Raw genomic sequence first — 20,928 nt, forward strand, 5'->3', positions numbered from 1 at the left:
CGGATCCGCGCGCGGCACACGGTAGCTTTGACGGGTTAAGCGGAATGGAACGAAGGGATCGAGGTGCACGTGCCTGACGTCTCCGTGGTCGTCATCGTCTACAACGACGCAGAGCGTCTGCCGACAGCCGTCCGGTCGGTTTTGGACCAGACCCTGCACGGGGTCGAAGTCGTGATCGTCGACGACTGCAGCAAGGACCGGTCGTACGCGATCGCCAAGGAGCTCGAAGCGGCGCACCCGGGAAGAGTGCGCGCCTTCCAGCTGCCGGAGAACAGCGGCGGCTGCGGCGCGCCGCGCAACCACGGGATCCGGCAGGCCACCGGCACGTACGTCATGTTCCTGGACAGCGACGACGTGCTGGAACGAAACGCCTGCCGGAACATGCTGGCCGCCGCCGAGCGGACCGGCTCCGACCTGGTCTCGGGCATGTGCGTGCGCGTGCACCTCGACAACCGGTGGGGCAAGACCACCGAGTGGTACCCCTGGATCTACTCGCGCACCCGGACGCTGGAGTCGATCACCGAGTACCCCGACCTGCTGGTGTACGACACCCTCTCCACGAACAAGTGCTACCGGCGCGCGTTCCTGCTGGAGCAGGGCCTGGAGTTCCCGGTCGGCATCCACTACGAGGACCTGCTGTTCTCCGCGCAGGCCTACGTCGCCGCCCGCCGGATCACGCTGATCCCGAACCACGTGTACTACTGGAACGTGGTCGAGAAGGCCGCGTCGAAGTCGATCAGCAACCGGCGCCACGAGATCGCGAACTTCGTCCACCGGATGGAGATCCACCGCCGGGTCGACGAGCTGCTGGCCGCCAAGGGCCACACGGACATCAAGTCCGCGAAGGACGCCAAGTTCCTCAAGCACGACCTGGTGCTGCACCTGCGCGACCTGCCCCTGCTGGGCGACGCGTACCGGCAGGAGTTCGCCCGGCTCGCCAACGGCTACCTGGCCGGCATCGACCCGGCCGCGTACGAGAACGTCACGTTCCTCCAGGCGATCTGCGCCTATCTGCTCGGCAAGGAGGACTGGGACAACCTGATCCCGGCCGCCGACGCCATGACCAACAAGGGCCGCCTGACCTCTCCGCTCGCGGAGCGCGACGGGCGCGTCTACTGGTGCGCCGCGCACATCGACGGCCCGGACGGAGCCGAGGCCCGCCGGATACTGGACGTCACCGACCAGGGCTTCCACACCACCCCGCTCGGCTCGCTCGCCCTGGGCAACCGCCTGACCTCGTACGAGGACGACGGGCGCGGCACCGTCACGCTGTCGGGCACCATGGTCAACCCGCTGGGGCGGATCGGCCCGGAGGCGGCGCTGGGCGCCACGCTGGAGTTCCGGGCCCGCCGGCAGATCGGTGTGCGCTCCTTCAGCTTCCCGGTGGCAACCGTGCGCCACGCCGGTGACACGATCGAGTGGACCGCCACGGCCGACATCGGCAGCACCGTCCGCCCCCTCGGCATCATCGACGCCGTCTGGGACGTCCGGCTGAAGCTGACCGCCGGCGGCGACCGCGTCACCACGCGCGTCTCCGTCGGCGGGGTCGACCTGGACTCGGCGGCCCGCCTGCGCGTGCGTCCGCGGCTGACGAGGCTGGTCTCCGACCGCTTCGAGCCGGAGGTCACCAAGAAGGGCAACCTCTCCTACGTCCTGACCGCCGAGGGCGCCGCCGCCGTCCGCACCCAGACGCTGATCAGCAGCGCGATGCACGGCAAGGCCGCCAACGTGGTCAAGCGGGGCCTGCGCAAGGCGCTGCGCGCCCGCCGCAACCTCGGCTCGGGCGAGCAGAAGGTGAAGGTCTACCACGAGGTCTTCTCGAAGCTGCCGGTCAAGAAGGGCACGGTCGTCTTCGAGAGCCACATGGGCAAGCAGTACAGCGACAGCCCGAAGGCGATCTACGAGGAGATGGTCCGCCAGGGCGTCCCGTTCGAGGCGATCTGGTCGTACGCGGGCGGCAAGCCCACGGGCTTCCCCAAGGAGGCCACCCTGGTGCGCCGCTGGAGCTGGCCGTACCTGCGCGCGCTGGCGCAGGCCGAGTTCTGGGTCGACAACCAGGGCTTCCCCCTCGCCCTGGCCAAGCGCGACGGAACCACGTACATCCAGACCTGGCACGGCTCCGCGCTCAAGCGCATGGGCTTCCACGAGCCCCGCACCAAGGCGCAGGGCAAGGCCGGCCAGGACAAGTTCCAGGCGGCCGTCAACCGCTTCGACCACTTCCTGATCCGCTCCGAGCACGACGCCCGCACCCTCGCCAAGGGCTTCCGGCTGCGCGACGAGGTGCTGCTGCGCAGCGGATACCCGCGCAACGACGCCCTCGTCGAGGCGCAGCGCGCGGAGGCGCAGAGCGGGGAGCGGGTGCGCGGGCCGCTCGCCGCCGAGCTGGGCCTCGACCCGGACAAGAAGGTGCTGCTGTACGCGCCGACGTTCCGGGCGAGCGCGGACGGCGCGGTGGAGGGCTTCGAGTTCCCCTTCGACGTCGAGGAGTTCGCCGAGCGGCTCGGCGACCGCTTCACGCTGCTGGTGCGCACCCACTACCTCAACAGCGTCTCGCTGCCGCCGTCGGTCGCGGGCCGGGTCGTCGACGTGTCCCGGCTCCACGACATCACCCCGCTGCTGGCGCTCGCCGACGGGCTGATCACCGACTACTCGTCCGTGATGTTCGACTACGCGGTCCTGGACCGGCCGATGCTGTTCTTCGCGTACGACTACGAGAAGTACGCGACCGACATCCGCGGCACGTACTTCGACCTGAAGGAGAAGGCGCCCGGTCCGGTGGTGGCCACGGCCGACGAACTCCTCCAGGCCCTCGCCGCCTTCGACGAGGCCGACGCGAAGTACGCCGAGGCCCGCCAGCGATTCCTCACCGAGTTCGGCGAGTACGACCGCGGGGACGCGGCCCGCCAGATCGTCGAGAAGTTCTTCACCGGGAGCGGCAAGTGAGCCGGGACATCTTCATCGTCTCCAACAGCGTCGACGAGCTGGGCGGCGTGACGACCTGGTCGCACCAGATGGCCCGGCTGTTCACCGACCGCGGGCACCGGGTGCACATCGTCGGCATCGCCCCGGTCGCCGAGGAGATCCGGCAGACGCTGCCGCAGGACCTGCCGTACGCGATGACCACCCTGTACGAGGCGCACCCGCCGAAGGCCCGCCGCCTGCGCGGCATCAAGGGCCGCCTCAACGCCCCCGAGCGGCGCCGCCAGGCGGCCCGGCGGGCGAAGATGCGGGCGAAGGCGGAGGAGCTGAGCGAGCTCTTCCGCGCGGCGGGCCCCGGCGCCGTCGTGATCGTCACGCAGGTCTGGGCGATGGAGTGGGTGGCGCTCGCCGACACCAAGGGGCTCACCCTCATCGGCATGAGCCACGAGTCGTTCGAGGCCAGCCAGAAGTCCACCCGCGGCGACCGGGTCCGGCGCCACTACTCCGAGGTCGACCGGCTGCTGGTGCTGACCCCGGAGGACGCGGACCTGTGGATCCGGGCGGGCATGGAGAACGTGGGCAGCATGCCGAACCCGCTGCCGTTCATGCCGGACTCCCCCGCCCCCCGCACGGAGAAGGTCGTCGCCAGCGTCGGCCGCCTCGCGTTCGAGAAGGGCGTGGACCTGCTGCTCGACGCGTGGGCCGACGCCGCCCCGCACCACCCCGACTGGGTCCTGCGGATCTACGGGGCGGGCGTGGAGGAGGCGACGCTGCGGGCCCACGCCGCCGGTCTCGGTCTGACCGACTCGGTGCAGTGGATGGGCAGCACCGACGACGTGCTGGGCGCGCTGCGCGGGGCCTCGGTCTTCGCGCAGGCCTCGCGGGCCGAGGGCTTCCCGATCACCCTGCTGGAGGCGATGGCCGCGGGCCTTCCGGTGGCCGCGTTCGACTGCGCGCCGGGCGTACGGGCGATCGTCGAGGACGGCGAGGACGGGCTGCTGGCCCGACTGGGCAACACGATGGAGCTGGCCGGGCACCTGCGCGTGCTGATGGCGGACCGCGAACTGCGCGACCGGCTCGGCGACAACGCCTTCCGCAGCGTGAAGCGCTACTCCAGTGCCGAGATCACCGACCGCTGGGAAGAGCTGTTCGCGTTTTTGGAGCGCTGAGCCCCGGAACGCCGGCCCCGGGGGCGCCGAGCCCCTCCCCCGCGTACGAAGCCGCCCGCCCCGGACACGATCCGGAGCGGGCGGCTTCGTCCGTACGGCTCAGCGCTCGACGTGGGGCAGTTCGCCCTTGCGGTTGGCCTCCCAGCCCGCCCAGGCCGAGGTGATCATCTCGCGGACGTCGTGCCGGGCCTTCCAGCCCAGCTCCGCGGCGATCTTGTCGGCGGAGGCGACGACCTTCGCCGGGTCGCCGGGGCGCCGCGGGACGACGACGGGCTCGTGGGTGTGCCCGGTGCCCTCGTTCAGCAGCTGCGCCATCTCCCGTACGGAGACGCCCTCGCCACGGCCGATGTTGACCGTGAGGTCCTTGTACTCACCGGCCGCACCCCACTCGGCGAGCTTGCGGGCCGCCGCCACGTGGGCCTCGGCCAGGTCCTCGACGTGGATGTAGTCGCGGATGCAGGTGCCGTCCGGGGTCGGGTAGTCGTCGCCGAAGATGCGGGCGCCCTCGCCCTTGTCGAAACGCTCGAAGACCATCGGGACCAGGTTGAAGACCCCGGTGTCCGCGAGCTCGGGGGCGGCCGCGCCCGCCACGTTGAAGTAGCGCAGGCAGGCGGTGGAGATGCCGTGCGCCTTGCCCGCGGCGCGCACCAGCCACTCGCCGGCCAGCTTCGTCTCGCCGTACGGGCTCAGCGGCGCGCACGGGGTCTCCTCGGTGACCAGCTCCACGTCGGGCATGCCGTACACAGAGGCGGACGAGGAGAAGAGGAAGTTGCGGACGCCGGCTTCGGCCACGGCGCCCAGCAGGACCTGAAGGCCCTCGACGTTCTCGTGGTAGTAGAACAGCGGCTTCTCGACGGACTCGCCGACCTGCTTCTTGCCGGCCAGGTGCACCACGCCGGTGATCTTGTACCGGCGCAGGGTCTCGTCCAGGTTCAGCCGGTCCAGGACCGAGCCGATCACCAGCGGGACGCCCTCCGGGACGCGGTCCTCGTTGCCCGTGGAGAGGTCGTCGTAGACGACGACGCCCTCACCCGCGGCGATCATCGCGCGGACGACGTGGGAACCGATGTAGCCGGCGCCACCAGTGATCAGAAAAGTCATGCGTACCTCCCTGAGGTCCCCGGAGTGCGTCCGGGGGGCCTGTCCCAATTATCGGGCGACCTGACGATCGCCGGCTGTCTCACTCCGATCCGCGGCCTGCCCTGGCCCGGTGGAGACGGTTGCGTACGAGGCTCAGCGCACCCGCGGCACCCGGTGCGAGCCGCAGGGCCAGCGATCCTCCGCCCGTACGGAACGGCTGCGCCAGCAGAACACCGTACCTGCTGCTCGGCAGCGCCCGGCGGCGCAGGAGATCGTCGAGGGGGCGCGGAGAGGTGACCAGGGAGCTCCCGTCCGCGAAGTCCACGCCCACCTGGACGCCCCAGGACTGCATTCCGCGGCGGCCCCGGCGGCGCCCGGCGGCGGCCACGGCCGTCAGCCGGAACGGCAGTTCGGCGGTCCAGCCGTCACCGTCGGCGGCGGCGTGCAGCTCCACCGGCCTGTCCGGGATCGGCTCGCCGCCCGAGCGGGGCACGAAACTCAGCCGGGCCGTGCGCGGCCCGGCCATGGCGAGGCGCCCGTACAGCTCGCGCACCCGGATCCGCAGCCGGGCCGGACCGAGGGGTTCGGCGTCGATGCTGACGGGCAGTTCGGCCACCGGCAGCGCGCCCAGCCCGTCCAGGACCACCGGGAGCTCCTCGCTCCACACGGGCAGCCCGCCGGGACCGGTCGCGTACGGGGGCAGCAGCCGCGGCGGCTCGGCAGCGAAGCGGGTGAGCCGCTCCACGTCGGAGGGCGGGGCCGGGACGGCCCGCAGCAGCCGGACGATCCAGCGGGCGTGCGCCCCGGCGGCCTCGACCGCGGCCGCGTCGAACCCGGCGACGTAGTCGCGGGTCAGCGTCCACCAGGCGGCCTGGTACTCGGGGTCCTTGCCGAGCTCGCGCAGGTACATCCGCAGGTCGTACTCCAGGAACTTCACCTGGCAGGCCAGACCGAGCTCCGGGGAGGACTCGGTGATGATCCGGCGGGCCGAGCGGTGGGCCTCGATCCGGGAGCGCCAGTTGCCCACGTCCTTGCGGTCCAGGGAGATCGACACCTGGGCGGCGCTGCGGCGCACGTGCCAGACGTAGACGAGGTCGCCGATGACGGCGATGCGGGGCGCGGCGGCCAGGACGCGCGCGGTGAAGACGAAGTCCTCGTAGACGAACCGGCCGTCGGGGAAGCGGATCGCGTGCGCGTCCAGGAAGGCCCGCTCGTAGAGCTTGTTGACGCAGAGGGTGTCGCGGACCAGCTCGGGCCGGTCGGCGGGCCGCTCGATCACGTCGCCCGCCGTGTAGAGGCCGGGCATCCAGGGCACGTCGTGGTACTGCGGCAGTTCCCGCCGTACGCACGCGCCGACGGTCACCGGCGCGCGGTGCTCCTCGGCGGCGCGCACGAGGGCGTCGGCAGCCCCCGGGGGCAGGACGTCGTCGCTGTCGAGGAAGAGGACGTACGGCGAGGTCGCGAGCGCGATCCCGTCGTTGCGCGGCGTACCGCACCCGCCGCTGTTCTCCGTGCGGTGCACGACCTTCAGGCGGGGATGGACGGCGGCCAGCTCGTCCAGCACCGCCGCGGTGCCGTCGGCCGAGGCGTCGTTGACGGCGATCACCTCGGCGACGACCGGGCCCTGGGCGAGGGCCGAGGCCACGGCCTCGCCCACGAGCACGGCGTCGTTGTACGCGATCACCACGACGGAAACGCTGGGAGTGTTGGTGCTGCTCACCCGTGGATCCTAGGCGACCGGCGTAAACATCACTTCAACTCCGACGTCCGGACCGGCCGAACGGCGAAACAGCAGATCAGAAGGGCCGGAACTCGTCGTACTCCTTCTGCGCCGAGTCCCCGCGCTGGGCTTCCTTGTCCTTGCGGCGGGTGGTGGCCGGACGCGGGGCGTCCAGGCGGTGGTCCTCGCCGCGGCGGCCCAGCATCTCGGCGCCGGCCATCACGGTCGGCTCCCAGTCGAAGACGACCGCGTTCTCGGCGGATCCGATGGCCACGCCGTCGCCGGCCCGGGCACCGGCCTTCTTCAGCGCGTCCTCGACACCGAGGCGGTTGAGGCGGTCGGCCAGGTAGCCCACGGCCTCGTCGTTGTTGAAGTCGGTCTGGCGGACCCAGCGCTCCGGCTTCTCGCCACGCACGATGTAGACGTCCTCGACCTCGTCGTACGTGACGGTGAAGCCGGCGTCGTCCACGGCCTTCGGGCGGATGACGATACGGGTCGCCTCCTGCTTCGGCTTGCGGGAGCGGGCCTTGGCGACGACCTCGGCGAGGAAGTACGAGAGCTCCTTGAGGCCCGTACGGGCGACCGCGGAGACCTCGAAGACCTTGTAGCCGCGGGCCTCCAGGTCCGGGCGGACCATCTCGGCGAGGTCCTGGCCGTCGGGGATGTCGACCTTGTTGAGGACGACGAGGCGCGGGCGCTTCTCCAGGCCGCCGCCGTAGATCCTGAGCTCTTCCTCGATCACGTCGAGGTCGGCCACCGGATCGCGGTCGGACTCCAGGGTGGCGGTGTCCAGGACGTGCACGAGGACCGAGCAGCGCTCGACGTGACGCAGGAACTCCAGGCCGAGGCCCTTGCCCTGGCTGGCGCCCGGGATCAGGCCGGGGACGTCGGCGATCGTGTAGACGGTCGAGCCGGCGGTGACGACGCCCAGGTTCGGGACGAGGGTGGTGAAGGGGTAGTCCGCGATCTTCGGCTTGGCGGCGGAGAGCACCGAGATCAGCGAGGACTTGCCGGCGCTGGGGAAGCCGACCAGGGCCACGTCGGCCACGGTCTTGAGCTCCAGGACGATGTCGCCCGTGGTGCCGGGGACGCCGAGCAGCGCGAAGCCGGGGGCCTTGCGGCGGGCGGAGGACAGCGCGGCGTTGCCGAGGCCGCCGCGGCCGCCCTCGGCGGCCACGTACGTGGTGCCCTGGCCGACGAGGTCGGCGAGGACGTTGCCCTCCTTGTCGAGGACGACGGTGCCGTCCGGCACGGGCAGGACCAGGTCCTGCCCGTCCTTGCCGGAGCGGTTGCCGCCCTCGCCGGGCTTGCCGTTGGTGGCCTTGCGGTGGGGGCTGTGGTGGTAGTCCAGCAGGGTGGTGACCGCCTGCTCCACCACCAGGATCACGTCGCCGCCACGGCCGCCGTTGCCGCCGTCGGGGCCGCCCAGCGGCTTGAACTTCTCCCGGTGAACGGAGGCGCAGCCGTGGCCCCCGTTACCCGCGGCGACATGCAGCTCGACGCGGTCCACGAAGGTGGTCATGGTTGTTCCTCCAGATACATACGGGAATGTCCCAGGCAGACCTTGCTGCCCATTAAACGTGTCTCTGTACCAACGCACCGAGGGCGGACCTCTCTTCCCGGCTGGTGCCGGGAAGAGCTGAGATCCGCCCTCGGGAAGTTACGTACCGCTGATCAGCAGGAGCTGGATCAGGCAGCCGGAACGATGTTGACGACCTTGCGGCCGCGGTGCGTGCCGAACTCGACCGAGCCCGCCTGCAGCGCGAACAGCGTGTCGTCGCCGCCACGGCCGACGCCCGCGCCCGGGTGGAAGTGCGTGCCGCGCTGGCGGACGAGGATCTCACCAGCGGAAACGACCTGACCGCCGAAGCGCTTCACGCCGAGCCGCTGGGCATTGGAGTCGCGCCCGTTCCGGGTGGACGATGCGCCCTTCTTGTGTGCCATGTCTCAGTCCCTCTTACTTCGCAGCCGTGGGGATACCGGTGACCTTGATCGCCGTGTACTGCTGACGGTGACCCTGGCGACGGCGGTAGCCGGTCTTGTTCTTGTAGCGCAGGATGTCGATCTTGGCGCCCTTGTGGTGGTCCACGACCTCGGCCTGGACCTTGATGCCGGCCAGGACCCACGGGTCGGAGGTCACGGCGTCGCCGTCGACAACGAGCAGGGTCGAGAGCTCGACCGTGTCGCCAACCTTGGCAGTGGAAATCTTGTCAACCTCAACGATGTCACCAACAGCAACCTTGTGCTGGCGACCACCGCTGCGCACGATGGCGTACACGCGGATCTCTCTCTCACTCGGGACGGATGCTCCTGAAGCCAGCCGCTCACACGGGCCGGGGCCCACGGTGATCCGGATTGGACGAGCGGCCTCTCCTGCATGTGGTGCTCAGCGGGAGGAAGGTGCTCAGGAGCGCGACGCGCACTAGACGTAAACCATCTAGGACATGCCGACGGTCTAGGTTACGGGGCCGGTTCCGGAGGGTCAAACCGGGCCCCGTGCGGCCGTGGGCCCCGCCGGGAGGCGGGGCCCACGGGCCGGGCGGATCAGGCCTCGGTCGGAGCCGAGACGGACGGCTGCGCCTGCTGCTCGGCCGCCGCGGTCTTCTTCGTCGCGCGCTTGGCCACGGTCTTCTTGGCCGTCGCCTTCTTCGCGACCGTCTTCTTGGCGGCCGTCGCCTTCTTGGCGGCGGTGGCCTTCTTCGCCGGGGCCTTCTTGGCGGCCGTCTTGCGGACCGCCTTCTTGGCCGGCTTCTCGGCGACCGCGTCGTCGGCCTCCGGAGCCTCCGGGGCCTGCGCAGCCTCGGCCGGGGCCGGGGCTGCCTCGGGCTCGGCGGCCGGGGTCTCGACGACCACCACGGCGGCCTCCGCCGCCCCTGCCGGGGAACCGGCGGGTGCGGTGGCCTTGCGGGTGGCACGCCGACGCGGACGGGCCGGGGCGGCCTCCTCGACGGGGGCCTCGGCGACCGGGGCGACGGGCTCGGGCTCCGCCTCGGCGACGGGCTCCGCGGCCGGCTCCGGCTGCGGCTCCGGCTGCGGCTCCGGCTCCGGTGCGGCCTCCGCCGCGGGCGCCGGGGCACCCGCCGGAGCGGTGGCCTTGCGGGTCGCCCGGCGGCGCGTGCGGCCCTTGGGCGCGGCCTCGACGGTCTCGGAGGCCTCCACCGCCTCGGCGACGACCTCGGCGGCCGGCTCCAGGACGGTCTCGGCCGGCTCGGTGACCGGCTCGTCCTCGACCTCGACCACGGGCTGCGCCACGGGCTCGGCCACCGGGGCCGGGGCCTGGGCGGCCCCACCGCGCGGGGCACCCGCCGGGGCGGTCGCCTTGCGGGTGGCGCGGCGACGGTTGCGACGGCCGCTCAGACCGGCCGCGGCCTCCGCCTCCGCCGCGCTGCTGTAGAGCTCCTCGTCCGCGACGAACGCCGGCTCGGGCAGCGCCACCGGCGCCGCCAGCTCGGCGGCCACCTCGGCCTCGGTCTCGGCTTCGAGGACCTCGGCCTCGACGGTCTCGACGCCCTCGATCTCGTGGTCGTGCTCGTGGCCACGGCCGCCACGGCGCTTGGCGCGCTTGCCGTTGCCACCGCCGCCGACCGCGGTCGGCGTCTCCATGTGCACGATGACACCGCGCCCGTTGCAGTGGACGCAGGTCTCGGAGAAGGACTCCAGCAGGCCCTGGCCCACCCGCTTGCGGGTCATCTGGACCAGGCCCAGCGAGGTCACCTCGGCGACCTGGTGCTTCGTACGGTCGCGGCCCAGGCACTCCAGCATGCGCCGTAGGACCAGGTCGCGGTTCGACTCCAGGACCATGTCGATGAAGTCGATGACGACGATGCCGCCGAGGTCGCGCAGCCGCAGCTGGCGCACGATCTCCTCGGCCGCCTCCAGGTTGTTCCGGGTGACGGTCTCTTCGAGGTTGCCGCCCTGACCGGTGAACTTGCCGGTGTTGACGTCGATGACGATCATCGCCTCGGTCTTGTCGATCACGAGGGAGCCGCCCGAGGGCAGCCACACCTTGCGGTCGAGCGCCTTGGCGAGCTGCTCGTCGATCCGGTACGTCGCGAAGACGTCGACCTCGGAGGTCCAGCGCGACAGCCGGTCGGCCAGGTCCGGGGCCACGTGCGAGACGTAGCCGTGGATGGTCTCCCAGGCGGTGTCACCGCTGACGATGACCTTCGAGAAGTCCTCGTTGAAGATGTCGCGCACGACGCGGACGGTCATGTCCGGCTCGCCGTACAGCAGGCTCGGCGAAGAGGTCGAGATCTGCTTCGACTTCTTCTGGATGTCCTCCCACTGGGCCTGCAGACGCTCGACGTCGCGGCGCAGCTCGTCCTCGCTCGCACCCTCGGCGGCGGTGCGCACGATGACGCCCGCGTCCTCGGGGACGATCTTCTTGAGGATGGTCTTCAGGCGCGCGCGCTCGGTGTCGGGCAGCTTGCGGCTGATACCGGTCATCGAGCCCTCGGGCACGTAGACCAGGTAGCGGCCGGGCAGGGACACCTGGCTGGTCAGGCGGGCGCCCTTGTGGCCGATCGGGTCCTTGGTGACCTGCACCAGGACCGACTGGCCGGACTTGAGGGCGGACTCGATGCGGCGCGGCCCGTTGGCCATGCCGAGCGCCTCGAAGTTGACCTCGCCGGCGTACAGGACGGCGTTGCGGCCCTTGCCGATGTCGATGAAGGCGGCCTCCATCGACGGCAGCACGTTCTGGACCTTGCCCAGGTAGACGTTGCCGACGTACGAGGTGGCTTCTTCCTTGTTGACGTAGTGCTCGACGAGCACGTTGTCCTCGAGGACGCCGATCTGGGTGCGCTCGCCGCTCTGGCGGACGACCATCACGCGCTCGACGGCCTCGCGGCGGGCCAGGAACTCGGCCTCGGTGATGATCGGGACGCGACGGCGGCCCTGCTCGCGGCCCTCGCGGCGGCGCTGCTTCTTCGCCTCCAGACGGGTCGAGCCCTTGATGGACTGCACCTCGTCGGACGGCTCGGCCTTCTCGCGCGCCGGGCGCGGCTCGCGGACCTTGACGACGGTGCGCACGCCGTCGTCCTCGCCCGCTTCGGCCCCGGACGTGACGTCGGCGGGCTCACCGCTGCGACGGCGGCGGCGCCGGCGGCGACGGCTGGAGCTGGAGCCCAGGGCGCCGGCCTCGTCGGCCTCGTCCTCTTCCTCGTCGAGCTCGGCGGCCTCCTGCCCGGCGGCCTCCGGCTCGGTCTCGTCCTCGGCGGACTCGTCCAGGTCGGCGGCCTCGCCGCGGCGACGGCGGCGGCCGCCGCGACGGCGACGGCGGGACGGGCGCTCGCCCGACTCGTCGCCCTCGTCGAACTCGGCGGACTCCTCGTCGAGCTCGGCGGCCTCGGCCTCGCCCTCCATCTGCTCGACGTCGGCCAGGGACACCGGCGCGGACTCGGCGGCCGGGGCGGCCTCGACCGCACCGCGGCCACGGCGGCGACGACGGCCGGCCGGCTGCGCGGCGGGGGCCTGGACGGCCTCGGCCTCGGTCTCGTCCTCCTCCTCGATCTCCTCCGCCTCGGCGGCTGCGGCGGCGGCCGCGGCGGCCATGGCGGCGGTCTCCGGCGTCTGGAACATCGGCTCGGTGAAGACCGGGGCCCGGAACACGGCAACGGCGGGACGAGTGGCGCGGCGCGCGGCCCGGGACGGGGCCGGGGCGGCGGGCTCCTCGGCCGCGGGCTGCACCGGGGCGGTGGCCTGGGCGGCCGGGGCGGAGGAGGCCGCGGAAGCGGCGGAGCGGGTGACGCGGCGGCGGCCGCCGCGCTTGGGCGAGTCCACGGCGTCGGCGACGGTGACGGTCGGCTTCGGGGCCTCGGCCTCCTCGACGACGGCCTCGGCGGCGGGGGCCTCGGCGGAGGTCACGGCGCGGGTGGCACGGCGACGGGCCCGCGGCGCGGGGGCCGCGGCCTCCTCGGCGGCCGGAGCAGCCGTGGCAGCGGGGGCGGCGGGGGCGGCGGTCTCGACCACGACCTCGGCGGCGGCCGGGGCCTCGGGCGCGGTCACGGCACGGGTCGCACGGCGACGGGCCCGCGGCGCCGGGGCGGCAGCCTCCTCGACGGCCTCGGCCTCGACGACGGGAGCGGCGGCGGGAGCGGCCTCGGCGGCGGCCGGGGCCTCCGGCGCGGTCACGGCACGGGTCGCACGACGACGGGCCCGCGGCGCCGGGGCAGCGGCCTCCTCGACGGCCTCGGCCTCGACGACGGGAGCGGCGGCGGGCGCGGCCTCGGCGGCGGCCGGGGCCTCCGGCGCGGTCACGGCACGGGTCGCACGGCGGCGGGCCCGCGGCGCGGGGGCAGCGGGCTCCTCGGCGACCGGAGCGGGCTGGGCGGCCGGGGCGGCGGCCTCGACCACGACCTCGGCGGCGGCAGCCTCGGGGGCGGCGACGGCGCGGGTCGCGCGGCGGCGGGTACGGGCCGGGGCGGCGGCCGGAGCGGCTTCCTCGGCGGGGGCGGCCGGAGCGGCCTCGGCGGTCTCGGTCACCGCGGCGGCCGGGGCGACGGCGGTCGCACCGGGCGGTCCCGCGGGCCGGGACGCGGCGCGGCGACGCCTGCGCGGAGGCAGGTTGTCGCTCGGGCTGCCGCTGTCGGCGCCACCGGTGGTGTTGTTGGTTTCGTTGTTGAGCATGCGGGCGGTTCTCCCGTCACGCTCCCGGGCGCCGCGGCTGACTTCCGGTCCGGCACGGTCCCGCGCGTTCGGCGCGGACCCGGCCTCCGGGGCGCGGTCGCCACACGGGAGCTCTAGTCCATGGCCGCCGGTTCCGTACGTCTTGTCCGTACGGCCTGGCGGAAGTCTTCAGGTCTGTGCGCGGCCCGACCCAGGTGGCTCCCGAGTCCCAGGGCTGCGCGACGACGACGATCCCTACGCGGCGGGACCTTCCGGCGCCTTCGCGTCGGCGGCCACGGCGGCCGTGGGTGGAGCGGCCGTGTCAGCCTCGCGGTCGGGCGCGAGCGGGTCGGTCACCGTGCCGGACTCCTCGTCGAAGAGCCCCTGCGCCAGCCTGGTCACCGCTGCGGGGACCGGCGGCGCCAGGTCGGCCACAGCTCGGAGACCGGACAGGACGTCGTCGGGTCGCACGGCAGGTGTCAGATGCCGAACAACCAGCCGCAGTATCGCACAGGCATTGTCCAGCGGCCTATCAGCCGGGGCAGGAACCGCCTCGAGGCTCACCACGGCCCCGCGGGTGTCGAAGGTGCGCATGCCGTTCTTGGTGCGGCGCTGCACCTCCACCGTCTCGGCGGCGAGGAAGGCCTCGACCGCGCGCTCGGCGTCGGCGCCCTCCACGCCCTCCAGCCGCAGCTCCCACACGGAGGCCGTCAGCCGGTCCGCGAGACCGGAGGTGCGGGCCTCGACGGCGTCGATGATGTCGAGCCCGACCGGCATCGACTCGTCGAGCAGCTCGCGGAGCTTCTCGGGGTCGCGGGGCTCGGCGAGGGCGATCTCCAGGTACTCGGCCTCGCTGCCGGTGCCGGTCGGCGCGGCGTTCGCGTACGAGACCCGGGGGTGCGGGGTGAAGCCGGCCGAGTACGCCATGGGCACCTCGGCGCGGCGCAGGGCCCGCTCGAACGCGCGCTGGAAGTCTCGGTGGCTGGTGAACCGGAGGCGGCCGCGCTTGGTGTAGCGCAGTCGGATGCGCTGCACCACCGGTGCGGGGGGCGGGCCTTCGGGCTGTCGCTTGCCCAGTGGTTCTTCTCCTTGTGCGGGGCTCCGCGGCTCGCGCGTCGCCCTGAGGTCTGGTGAGCCGGCGGACCACGCCGTGCCCTCCGGCTCACCCCTGCCGCTGGGGCAGGGGGCTCTCGGGGGCGGGCGTGTTGCTCACGGCTGTCGTACTACCCAGAGTACGCGCCCGTGACCTCGCCGGTTCCCGGCCGGGGCCCCCGAACAGCGCTTTCCGCACGTCGGCCCGGACCTGGCGGACGGTGGTGCGGACGGTTCGCCACACCTCTCGTACGACATGTCCGACCGGTGTCAGCACGTGCCGGTAGACCTGCGACACGGGCCATCCCACGACCACCCACCCGACCAGCCGGACCGCCCGCCACACGGCCCGCACGATCCGCCCGGCGACGTGCCAGGCCCAGACGAGCACCTGCCCGAGCGGCGCGAGCACGTACCGGTAGAGGGCTGCGGCCAGCCATGCGAGGCCGAGCCCGACGGGCCGCAGCAGGTACCGGTACAGGGCGGTCACGAGCCGGGCGAGACCCAGCCCGGCGGGCCGCAACAGGTACTGGAACACCGCGACCGCCAGCCATGCGAGGCCGTGCCCGACGGGGGTCAGCACGTACCGGTAAGCCGTCGCGGCGAGCCAGAGCGCTCCGCGGCCGACGGGCTCGAGCACGTAGCGCCACAGCCCGACCCACGGCCAGACGAACAGCGCCATGCCGAGAGCCCACCCCATCCAGGCGACGCCCTTGGCCAGGGGCGCGAGCAGGTAGCGCATGCCGCCGCGGGCGAGCCATGCCAGCGCCTCCCCGAGCGGACGCAGCACGTAGGCGGTCAGGAACCGCCCGGCCGGCGCCAGCACCTGGCCGTACAGGCCCCGCCACACGCGGGCCAGCCCCTGCCCGACCGGGACGAGCAGGTACCGCCACAGGCCGGCCCAGGGCCAGACGAACACCAGCTTGAGCAGCACGGTCAGCACCCGGCCGATGCCGCGCAGCACCGGCTGGAGGACGTACACGCACAGGGGCCCGAGCACGTGCCGCTGAACAGCCCGCCCGAAGGCGACGAGCAGATCCCAAACCACCCGTACGGGCAGTACGACGATCAGCGCCACGATCTTGACGGGCACCCGGATGACCCCCACGAGGCAGCCCTCACCGGGATCCGCGGCCTGCCGCTTGTCGAGTTCCATACCGGCTAGGACACCGAAAACCCCCCGACCGTTGCGGTCGGGGGGCCAGGTCGGGTCGGGCCGGGGTTACTTCACGACCGTCAGCGGGAGAAGCTTCTTGCCCGTGGGGCCGATCTGGATGTGCGTGTCCATCTGCGGGCAGACGCCGCAGTCGAAGCACGGGGTCCAGCGGCAGTCCTCGACCTCGGTCTCGTCGAGGGCGTCCTGCCAGTCCTCCCAGAGCCAGTCCTTGTCGAGGCCGGAGTCCAGGTGGTCCCAGGGCAGGACCTCCTCGTACGTGCGCTCGCGGGTCGTGTACCAGGCCACGTCGACGCCGTAGGCCGGGAGCGTCTTCTCGGCGGCCTCCATCCAGCGGTCGTACGAGAAGTGCTCGCGCCAGCCGTCGAAGCGGCCGCCCGACTCGTAGACGGCGCGGATGACGTCGCCGATGCGGCGGTCACCGCGCGAGAGGAGGCCCTCGACGATGCCCGGCTTGCCGTCGTGGTAGCGGAAGCCGATCGAGCGGCCGTACTTCTTGTCGCCGCGGATCTTGTCCCGCAGCTTCGTCAGGCGCGCGTCCGTCTCCTCCGCCGACAGCTGCGGCGCCCACTGGAAGGGGGTGTGCGGCTTCGGGACGAATCCGCCGATCGACACCGTGCAGCGGATGTCGTTCTGCCCGGAGACCTCGCGGCCCTTGGCGATGACGTTGACCGCCATGTCTCCGATCTGGAGGACGTCCTCGTCGGTCTCGGTCGGCAGGCCGCACATGAAGTACAGCTTCACCTGGCGCCAGCCGTTGCCGTACGCGGTGGCGACGGTGCGGATCAGGTCCTCTTCCGAGACCATCTTGTTGATGACCTTGCGCATGCGCTCGGAGCCGCCCTCGGGGGCGAAGGTCAGCCCGGAGCGGCGCCCGTTGCGGGTGAGCTCGTTCGCCAGGTCGACGTTGAACGCGTCCACGCGGGTCGACGGCAGGGACAGGCCCACCTTGTCGTCCGTGTAGCGGTCCGCCAGGCCCTTGGCGATGTCGGCGATCTCGGAGTGGTCCGCGGAGGACAGGGACAGGAGGCCGACCTCCTCGAAGCCCGTGGCCTTGAGACCCTTCTCCACCATCTCGCCGATGCCGGTGATGCTTCGCTCCCGCACGGGGCGCGTGATCATGCCGGCCTGGCAGAAACGGCAGCCGCGGGTGCAGCCGCGGAAGATCTCGACGGACATCCGCTCGTGGACGGTCTCGGCGAGCGGGACCAGCGGCTGCTTGGGGTACGGCCACTCGTCGAGGTCCATGACCGTGTGCTTGGAGACGCGGTACGGGACGCCCGACTTGTTCGGGGCGACGCGCGCGATGCGGCCGTCGGGCAGGTAGTCGACGTCGTAGAAGCCCGGCACGTAGACCTGGCCGGTCTTGGCCAGGCGGAAGAGGACCTCCTCGCGCCCGCCCGGGCGGCCCTCGGCCTTCCACGTGCGGATGATCTCCGTCATGTCGAGGACGGCCTGCTCGCCGTCGCCGATGACCGCGCAGTCGATGAACTCCGCGATCGGCTCGGGGTTGAAGGCCGCGTGGCCGCCCGCGAGGACGATGGGGTGGTCGACCGTACGGTTGCGGGCCTCCAGCGGGATGCCCGCCAGGTCCAGGGCCGTGAGCATGTTCGTGTAGCCCAGCTCCGTGGAGAAGGACAGGCCGAACACGTCGAAGGCGCCCACGGGGCGGTGGCTGTCCACGGTGAACTGGGGCACGTTGTGCTCGCGCATCAGCTCTTCGAGGTCGGGCCACACGCTGTACGTGCGCTCCGCGAGGACGCCCTCGCGCTCGTTCAGCACCTCGTACAGGATCATGACGCCCTGGTTGGGCAGCCCGACCTCGTACGCGTCCGGGTACATGAGCGCCCAGCGGACGTCACAGGCGTCCCAGTCCTTGACGGTGGAGTTCAGCTCACCGCCGACGTACTGGATCGGCTTCTGAACGTGCGGAAGCAGGGCCTCGAGCTGAGGAAAGACTGACTCGGCGGGCATAGCAACCTTCGTGAGCTGGCAGGGGGGCGACTATCAAGCGTAACCCGCTCTCAGCCACCCCCTGAATCCCGCAGCCTGCGGGGAGCGGAGCGCGCACCGGACGTCACGGGAGTCGCACGGCGGGTCACCCCCGTCGCGGCGGGGAAGGAAGGCGCTCGGCGGTTCAACGATCCGGATGTCCTACGGTCACACCCCCAGGGCGGACCGCAGCTCAGGGTCGGCGGCGCTCTCCCAGATCCGCGGGAGCTCCCGCTCGTTCCGCTCGGCCAGAGCTTCCTCGCGGGCGTAGAGGACGCCCCAGGTGAAAGCCGACTCGCCCGCTCCGGTCGCTTGGACGCCGAGGCCGTGCAGGGCTTGGCGGGCGACGACGCTGTCCTGGTGGTCGCCGAGCTGGCTCTGCACCGATTTCACGGCCTTGGCCAGGCGCTTCGCAGGTTTGCCGAGTGCCGGTGTGGCCGCCTCGGCCGCGTAGCGCGCGCGTTTGGCGGCCTTGCGGGCGCTGTGCAGGGCGAGGTCGCGCGCTTCGCCCGGTTCCCGGTCGAGGGCGGCCGCGACCCGGGTGGCGAGGCGCTCGAAGTCCTTGAGGACGGCCTTGGGCAGCACCTTGGCGGCGGGATCGGCCGCGGCGGGCAGCAGGGGCGGGTCGGCCAGCAGGGCGTCGAGGGCGTCGAGCAGGGCCGCGTACCGCTTGCCGTCGAGCGCGGCGAGTGCGCGGCGCCGGGTGCCGGAGCGACGGGTGTTGTTCCATACGCGCAGGCGGCCGCGGACGGGGCCGAGGACGAGGGTGCGCGGGAGGTCGGCGATGCCGGTCTGGATCCGGTCGAAGAGGACCTCCTGGTCGCGGTCGAGGCCGAGTTCGGCGCCCAGCCAGCGGAGCTCCTCGCCGAGGGGGTCGGTGGCGGCGCGGTCGAGGACCTTGCGGTGGGACTTGAAGGCGCTGCGCATCCGGCGGCAGGCGACCCGCATCTGGTGGACGGAGTCGGGCAGGTTGCGGCGGACGGCGGGGTCGTGGGCGACGAGGGAGTCGCGCTGTTCGCGCAGGTACGCGAGGACGTGCGCGCCGGCGGTGTCGTGGGCGGGGGCCGGGTCCGGCCGCCGCGGCGGTTCGTTGCCGGTCTCGGTGAGGGCCCGGGCGAGTTTGGAGGGGGCGTCGCAGACCCGGAGCCCGGCCTTGCGGAACTTCTTCTCGACGGCGTCGAGCAGGGCGGGGTCGACGCCGTCGGCGAGTTCCACCTCCACCTCGGTCCAGGACGCGGAGGCGTCGTCGCGTTCGGCGCGGACGGCGTCGGTGGAGAGTTCCGCGAGGAGTGCGCCGTCGGCGTCGAGGAGGTGGCTGACGCGGCGCGAGGACAGCAGCCGGACCTGCGGTTCCAGGGCGGCGTCGCGGACGCGGGAGCGGACGAGGGCGGCGAGTACCTGGGGGACGGTGTCGTCGAGCGGGGCGCCGACCTCGTCGCGGACGCCCGGCGAGACGGGCAGTTTGAGGTGCCAGCCCGCGTCGGCGCCGCCGGTGCGGCGTCTGAGGGTGAGGCCGTCGGCGGCGAGCCGCTGGTCGGGGGTGTCGTAGTAGACGGCGTCGAGGTCGACGGTGCCCTGGTCGGCGACGGCCGCGATCGCGGCCGTGCCGGTCAGGTCCGGGATTCCGCGGCGCGCGGCCTTGCTCGTCGTGAACTCGAACTTGCGCTCGATCTCGCGCTTCGTGTCCGCCATGGTTCGAACTTAGTCCTGAACGGACGACGACGTCAGGGGGAACGGGCAATCGGCGGCGGAAGCGACCGAAGATCGGCCCTAGGTCGTGTCGTCAAAGTCCCGTCTGGCCGGCGGGGCCTGGTACGCACGCTCGCCGCGTTGTCGTCGGTCACCGACGTCCCCCAGCTACCGCTGGGAGGTGCCCCCACCGCGTCGATTCCCTCCTCCGCCTTGCGATCGCACGCACCAGGCCCCGCCGGCCCCGCCCTTCGGGCGGCCGACGCTACTTTGACGACACTCCCTAGGCCGACATCGGCCGCTGTACCTTGATCGACTGGAGTAGTCCGACCGCCACCCAGACGGCGAACATCGATGATCCTCCGTAGGAGACGAACGGCAGCGGGAGTCCCGCCACCGGCATGATCCCGAGGGTCATCCCGATGTTCTCGAACGCCTGGAAGGCGAACCAGGCGATGATCCCGGCGCACACGATCGTCCCGTACAGCTCGGTGGTCTCGCGGGCGATCATGCAGGCCCGCCAGAGCACGATGCCGAGCAGGACCAGGATCAGCCCGGCACCGAGGAAGCCCAGCTCCTCCCCCGCCACCGTGAAGACGAAGTCGGTCTGCTGCTCGGGCACGAACTGGCCGGTGGTCTGCGAGCCCTTGAAGAGCCCGGAGCCGGTCAGGCCGCCGGAGCCGATCGCGATGCGTGCCTGGTTGGTGTTGTAGCCGACGCCGGCGGGGTCGAGGTCGGGGTTGGCGAAGGCCGCGAAGCGGTTGATCTGGTACTCGTCGAGCACGCCGAGCTGCCAGATCAGGATGGCGCCGGCCGCGCCGGAGCCGAGCAGCCCGAACACCCAGCGGTTGGAGGCGCCGGAGGCGAGCAGCACGCCGAGCACGATGATGACCATGACCATGACGGAGCCGAGGTCGGGCATCAGCATGACGATGCCCATCGGCGCGGCGGCCAGGCACAGCGCCTTGACGACGGTCCGGTGGTCCGGATGGGTGAGGTCGCCCGCGTCGACCCGGGTGGCCAGCAGCATGGCCATGACCAGGATGATCGTGATCTTCACGAACTCGGAGGGCTGGAGGGAGAAGCCGCCGCCGATCACGATCCACGCGTGGGCGCCGTTGATGGTGGCGCCGAGCGGGGTGAGCACGGCGAGGATGAGCACCAGTGAGATCCCGTACAGGATCGGCACGGCGCCGCGCAGGGTGCGGTGGCCGAGCCAGACGGTGCCGATCATCAGCACGAGGCCGATGCCGGTGTTCAGGGCGTGCCGGATCAGGAAGTAGTACGGGTCGCCCTGGTTGAGCTGGGTGCGGTTGCGGGTCGCCGACCACACCAGCAGCGAGCCGATGAAGGACAGGGCGAGCGCCGACAGGAGTATCGGCCAGTCGAGGCGGCGAAGCACCGAGTCGCGCGAGGTCAGTTTGGCCATCGTGCCGCGCTCGGGCGCGTACCGGGATACGGAGAACTTGTTCGCGGTCTGCATCGGG

13 protein-coding genes are annotated in these 20,928 nt (G+C 72.3%); 2 read left to right on the forward strand and 11 right to left on the reverse strand.

The window, feature by feature from the left end:
• Window positions 1-63: 63 nt before the first annotated feature.
• Window positions 64-2,943, forward strand: coding sequence for a CDP-glycerol glycerophosphotransferase family protein (locus tag ACIPK4_RS02405; RefSeq protein ID WP_402308703.1), 2,880 nt, complete (start codon window positions 64-66; stop codon window positions 2,941-2,943).
• The gene (locus ACIPK4_RS02410) at window positions 2,940-4,088 is read left to right on the forward strand and encodes a glycosyltransferase (protein ID WP_402308705.1); all 1,149 of its coding nucleotides are present in this window, start codon (window positions 2,940-2,942) and stop codon (window positions 4,086-4,088) included. Before ACIPK4_RS02405 ends, ACIPK4_RS02410 begins: the two co-directional genes overlap by 4 nt.
• A 99-nt stretch (window positions 4,089-4,187) precedes the next feature.
• Here the strand turns inward: ACIPK4_RS02410 and galE are convergent, their stop codons facing one another.
• The 11 genes from galE to rodA form a co-directional block, all read right to left on the reverse strand.
• Window positions 4,188-5,189: a UDP-glucose 4-epimerase GalE gene (gene galE, locus ACIPK4_RS02415; protein ID WP_402308707.1), complete on the reverse strand. Its 1,002-nt coding sequence runs from the start codon at window positions 5,187-5,189 to the stop codon at window positions 4,188-4,190.
• A gap of 79 nt (window positions 5,190-5,268) precedes the next feature.
• Entirely contained in the window at window positions 5,269-6,888 is a 1,620-nt protein-coding gene (locus ACIPK4_RS02420) for a glycosyltransferase family 2 protein (protein WP_402308708.1), read from the reverse strand.
• A 76-nt stretch (window positions 6,889-6,964) separates the two neighbouring features.
• Complete coding sequence (gene obgE, locus ACIPK4_RS02425) at window positions 6,965-8,410, reverse strand: GTPase ObgE (RefSeq protein ID WP_376205193.1); 1,446 nt, start codon at window positions 8,408-8,410, stop codon at window positions 6,965-6,967.
• Window positions 8,411-8,577: 167 nt separating this feature from the next.
• Window positions 8,578-8,832, reverse strand: a complete 255-nt coding sequence (gene rpmA / locus ACIPK4_RS02430; RefSeq protein ID WP_054227552.1) for a 50S ribosomal protein L27 — start codon at window positions 8,830-8,832, stop codon at window positions 8,578-8,580.
• 13 nt (window positions 8,833-8,845) lie between these two features.
• The gene (gene rplU / locus ACIPK4_RS02435; RefSeq protein WP_045947825.1) at window positions 8,846-9,166 is read right to left on the reverse strand and encodes a 50S ribosomal protein L21; all 321 of its coding nucleotides are present in this window, start codon (window positions 9,164-9,166) and stop codon (window positions 8,846-8,848) included.
• A 266-nt stretch (window positions 9,167-9,432) separates the two neighbouring features.
• Entirely contained in the window at window positions 9,433-13,515 is a 4,083-nt protein-coding gene (locus ACIPK4_RS02440) for a ribonuclease E/G (protein ID WP_402308711.1), read from the reverse strand.
• Window positions 13,516-13,749: 234 nt separating this feature from the next.
• Window positions 13,750-14,529, reverse strand: a complete 780-nt coding sequence (locus ACIPK4_RS02445) for a TIGR03936 family radical SAM-associated protein (RefSeq protein WP_054226620.1) — start codon at window positions 14,527-14,529, stop codon at window positions 13,750-13,752.
• A gap of 127 nt (window positions 14,530-14,656) precedes the next feature.
• Window positions 14,657-15,742, reverse strand: coding sequence for a hypothetical protein (locus ACIPK4_RS02450; protein WP_402308713.1), 1,086 nt, complete (start codon window positions 15,740-15,742; stop codon window positions 14,657-14,659).
• A 66-nt stretch (window positions 15,743-15,808) separates the two neighbouring features.
• Entirely contained in the window at window positions 15,809-17,734 is a 1,926-nt protein-coding gene (locus ACIPK4_RS02455; RefSeq protein WP_402308715.1) for a TIGR03960 family B12-binding radical SAM protein, read from the reverse strand.
• A gap of 186 nt (window positions 17,735-17,920) precedes the next feature.
• Window positions 17,921-19,444, reverse strand: a complete 1,524-nt coding sequence (locus ACIPK4_RS02460) for a CHAD domain-containing protein (protein ID WP_402308717.1) — start codon at window positions 19,442-19,444, stop codon at window positions 17,921-17,923.
• Window positions 19,445-19,724: 280 nt separating this feature from the next.
• Window positions 19,725-20,924: a rod shape-determining protein RodA gene (rodA, locus tag ACIPK4_RS02465; RefSeq protein WP_402308718.1), complete on the reverse strand. Its 1,200-nt coding sequence runs from the start codon at window positions 20,922-20,924 to the stop codon at window positions 19,725-19,727.
• Window positions 20,925-20,928 lie beyond the last annotated feature (4 nt).

Source organism: Streptomyces sp. NPDC086989, from assembly GCF_044745505.1.
GTDB lineage: Bacteria > Actinomycetota > Actinomycetes > Streptomycetales > Streptomycetaceae > Streptomyces.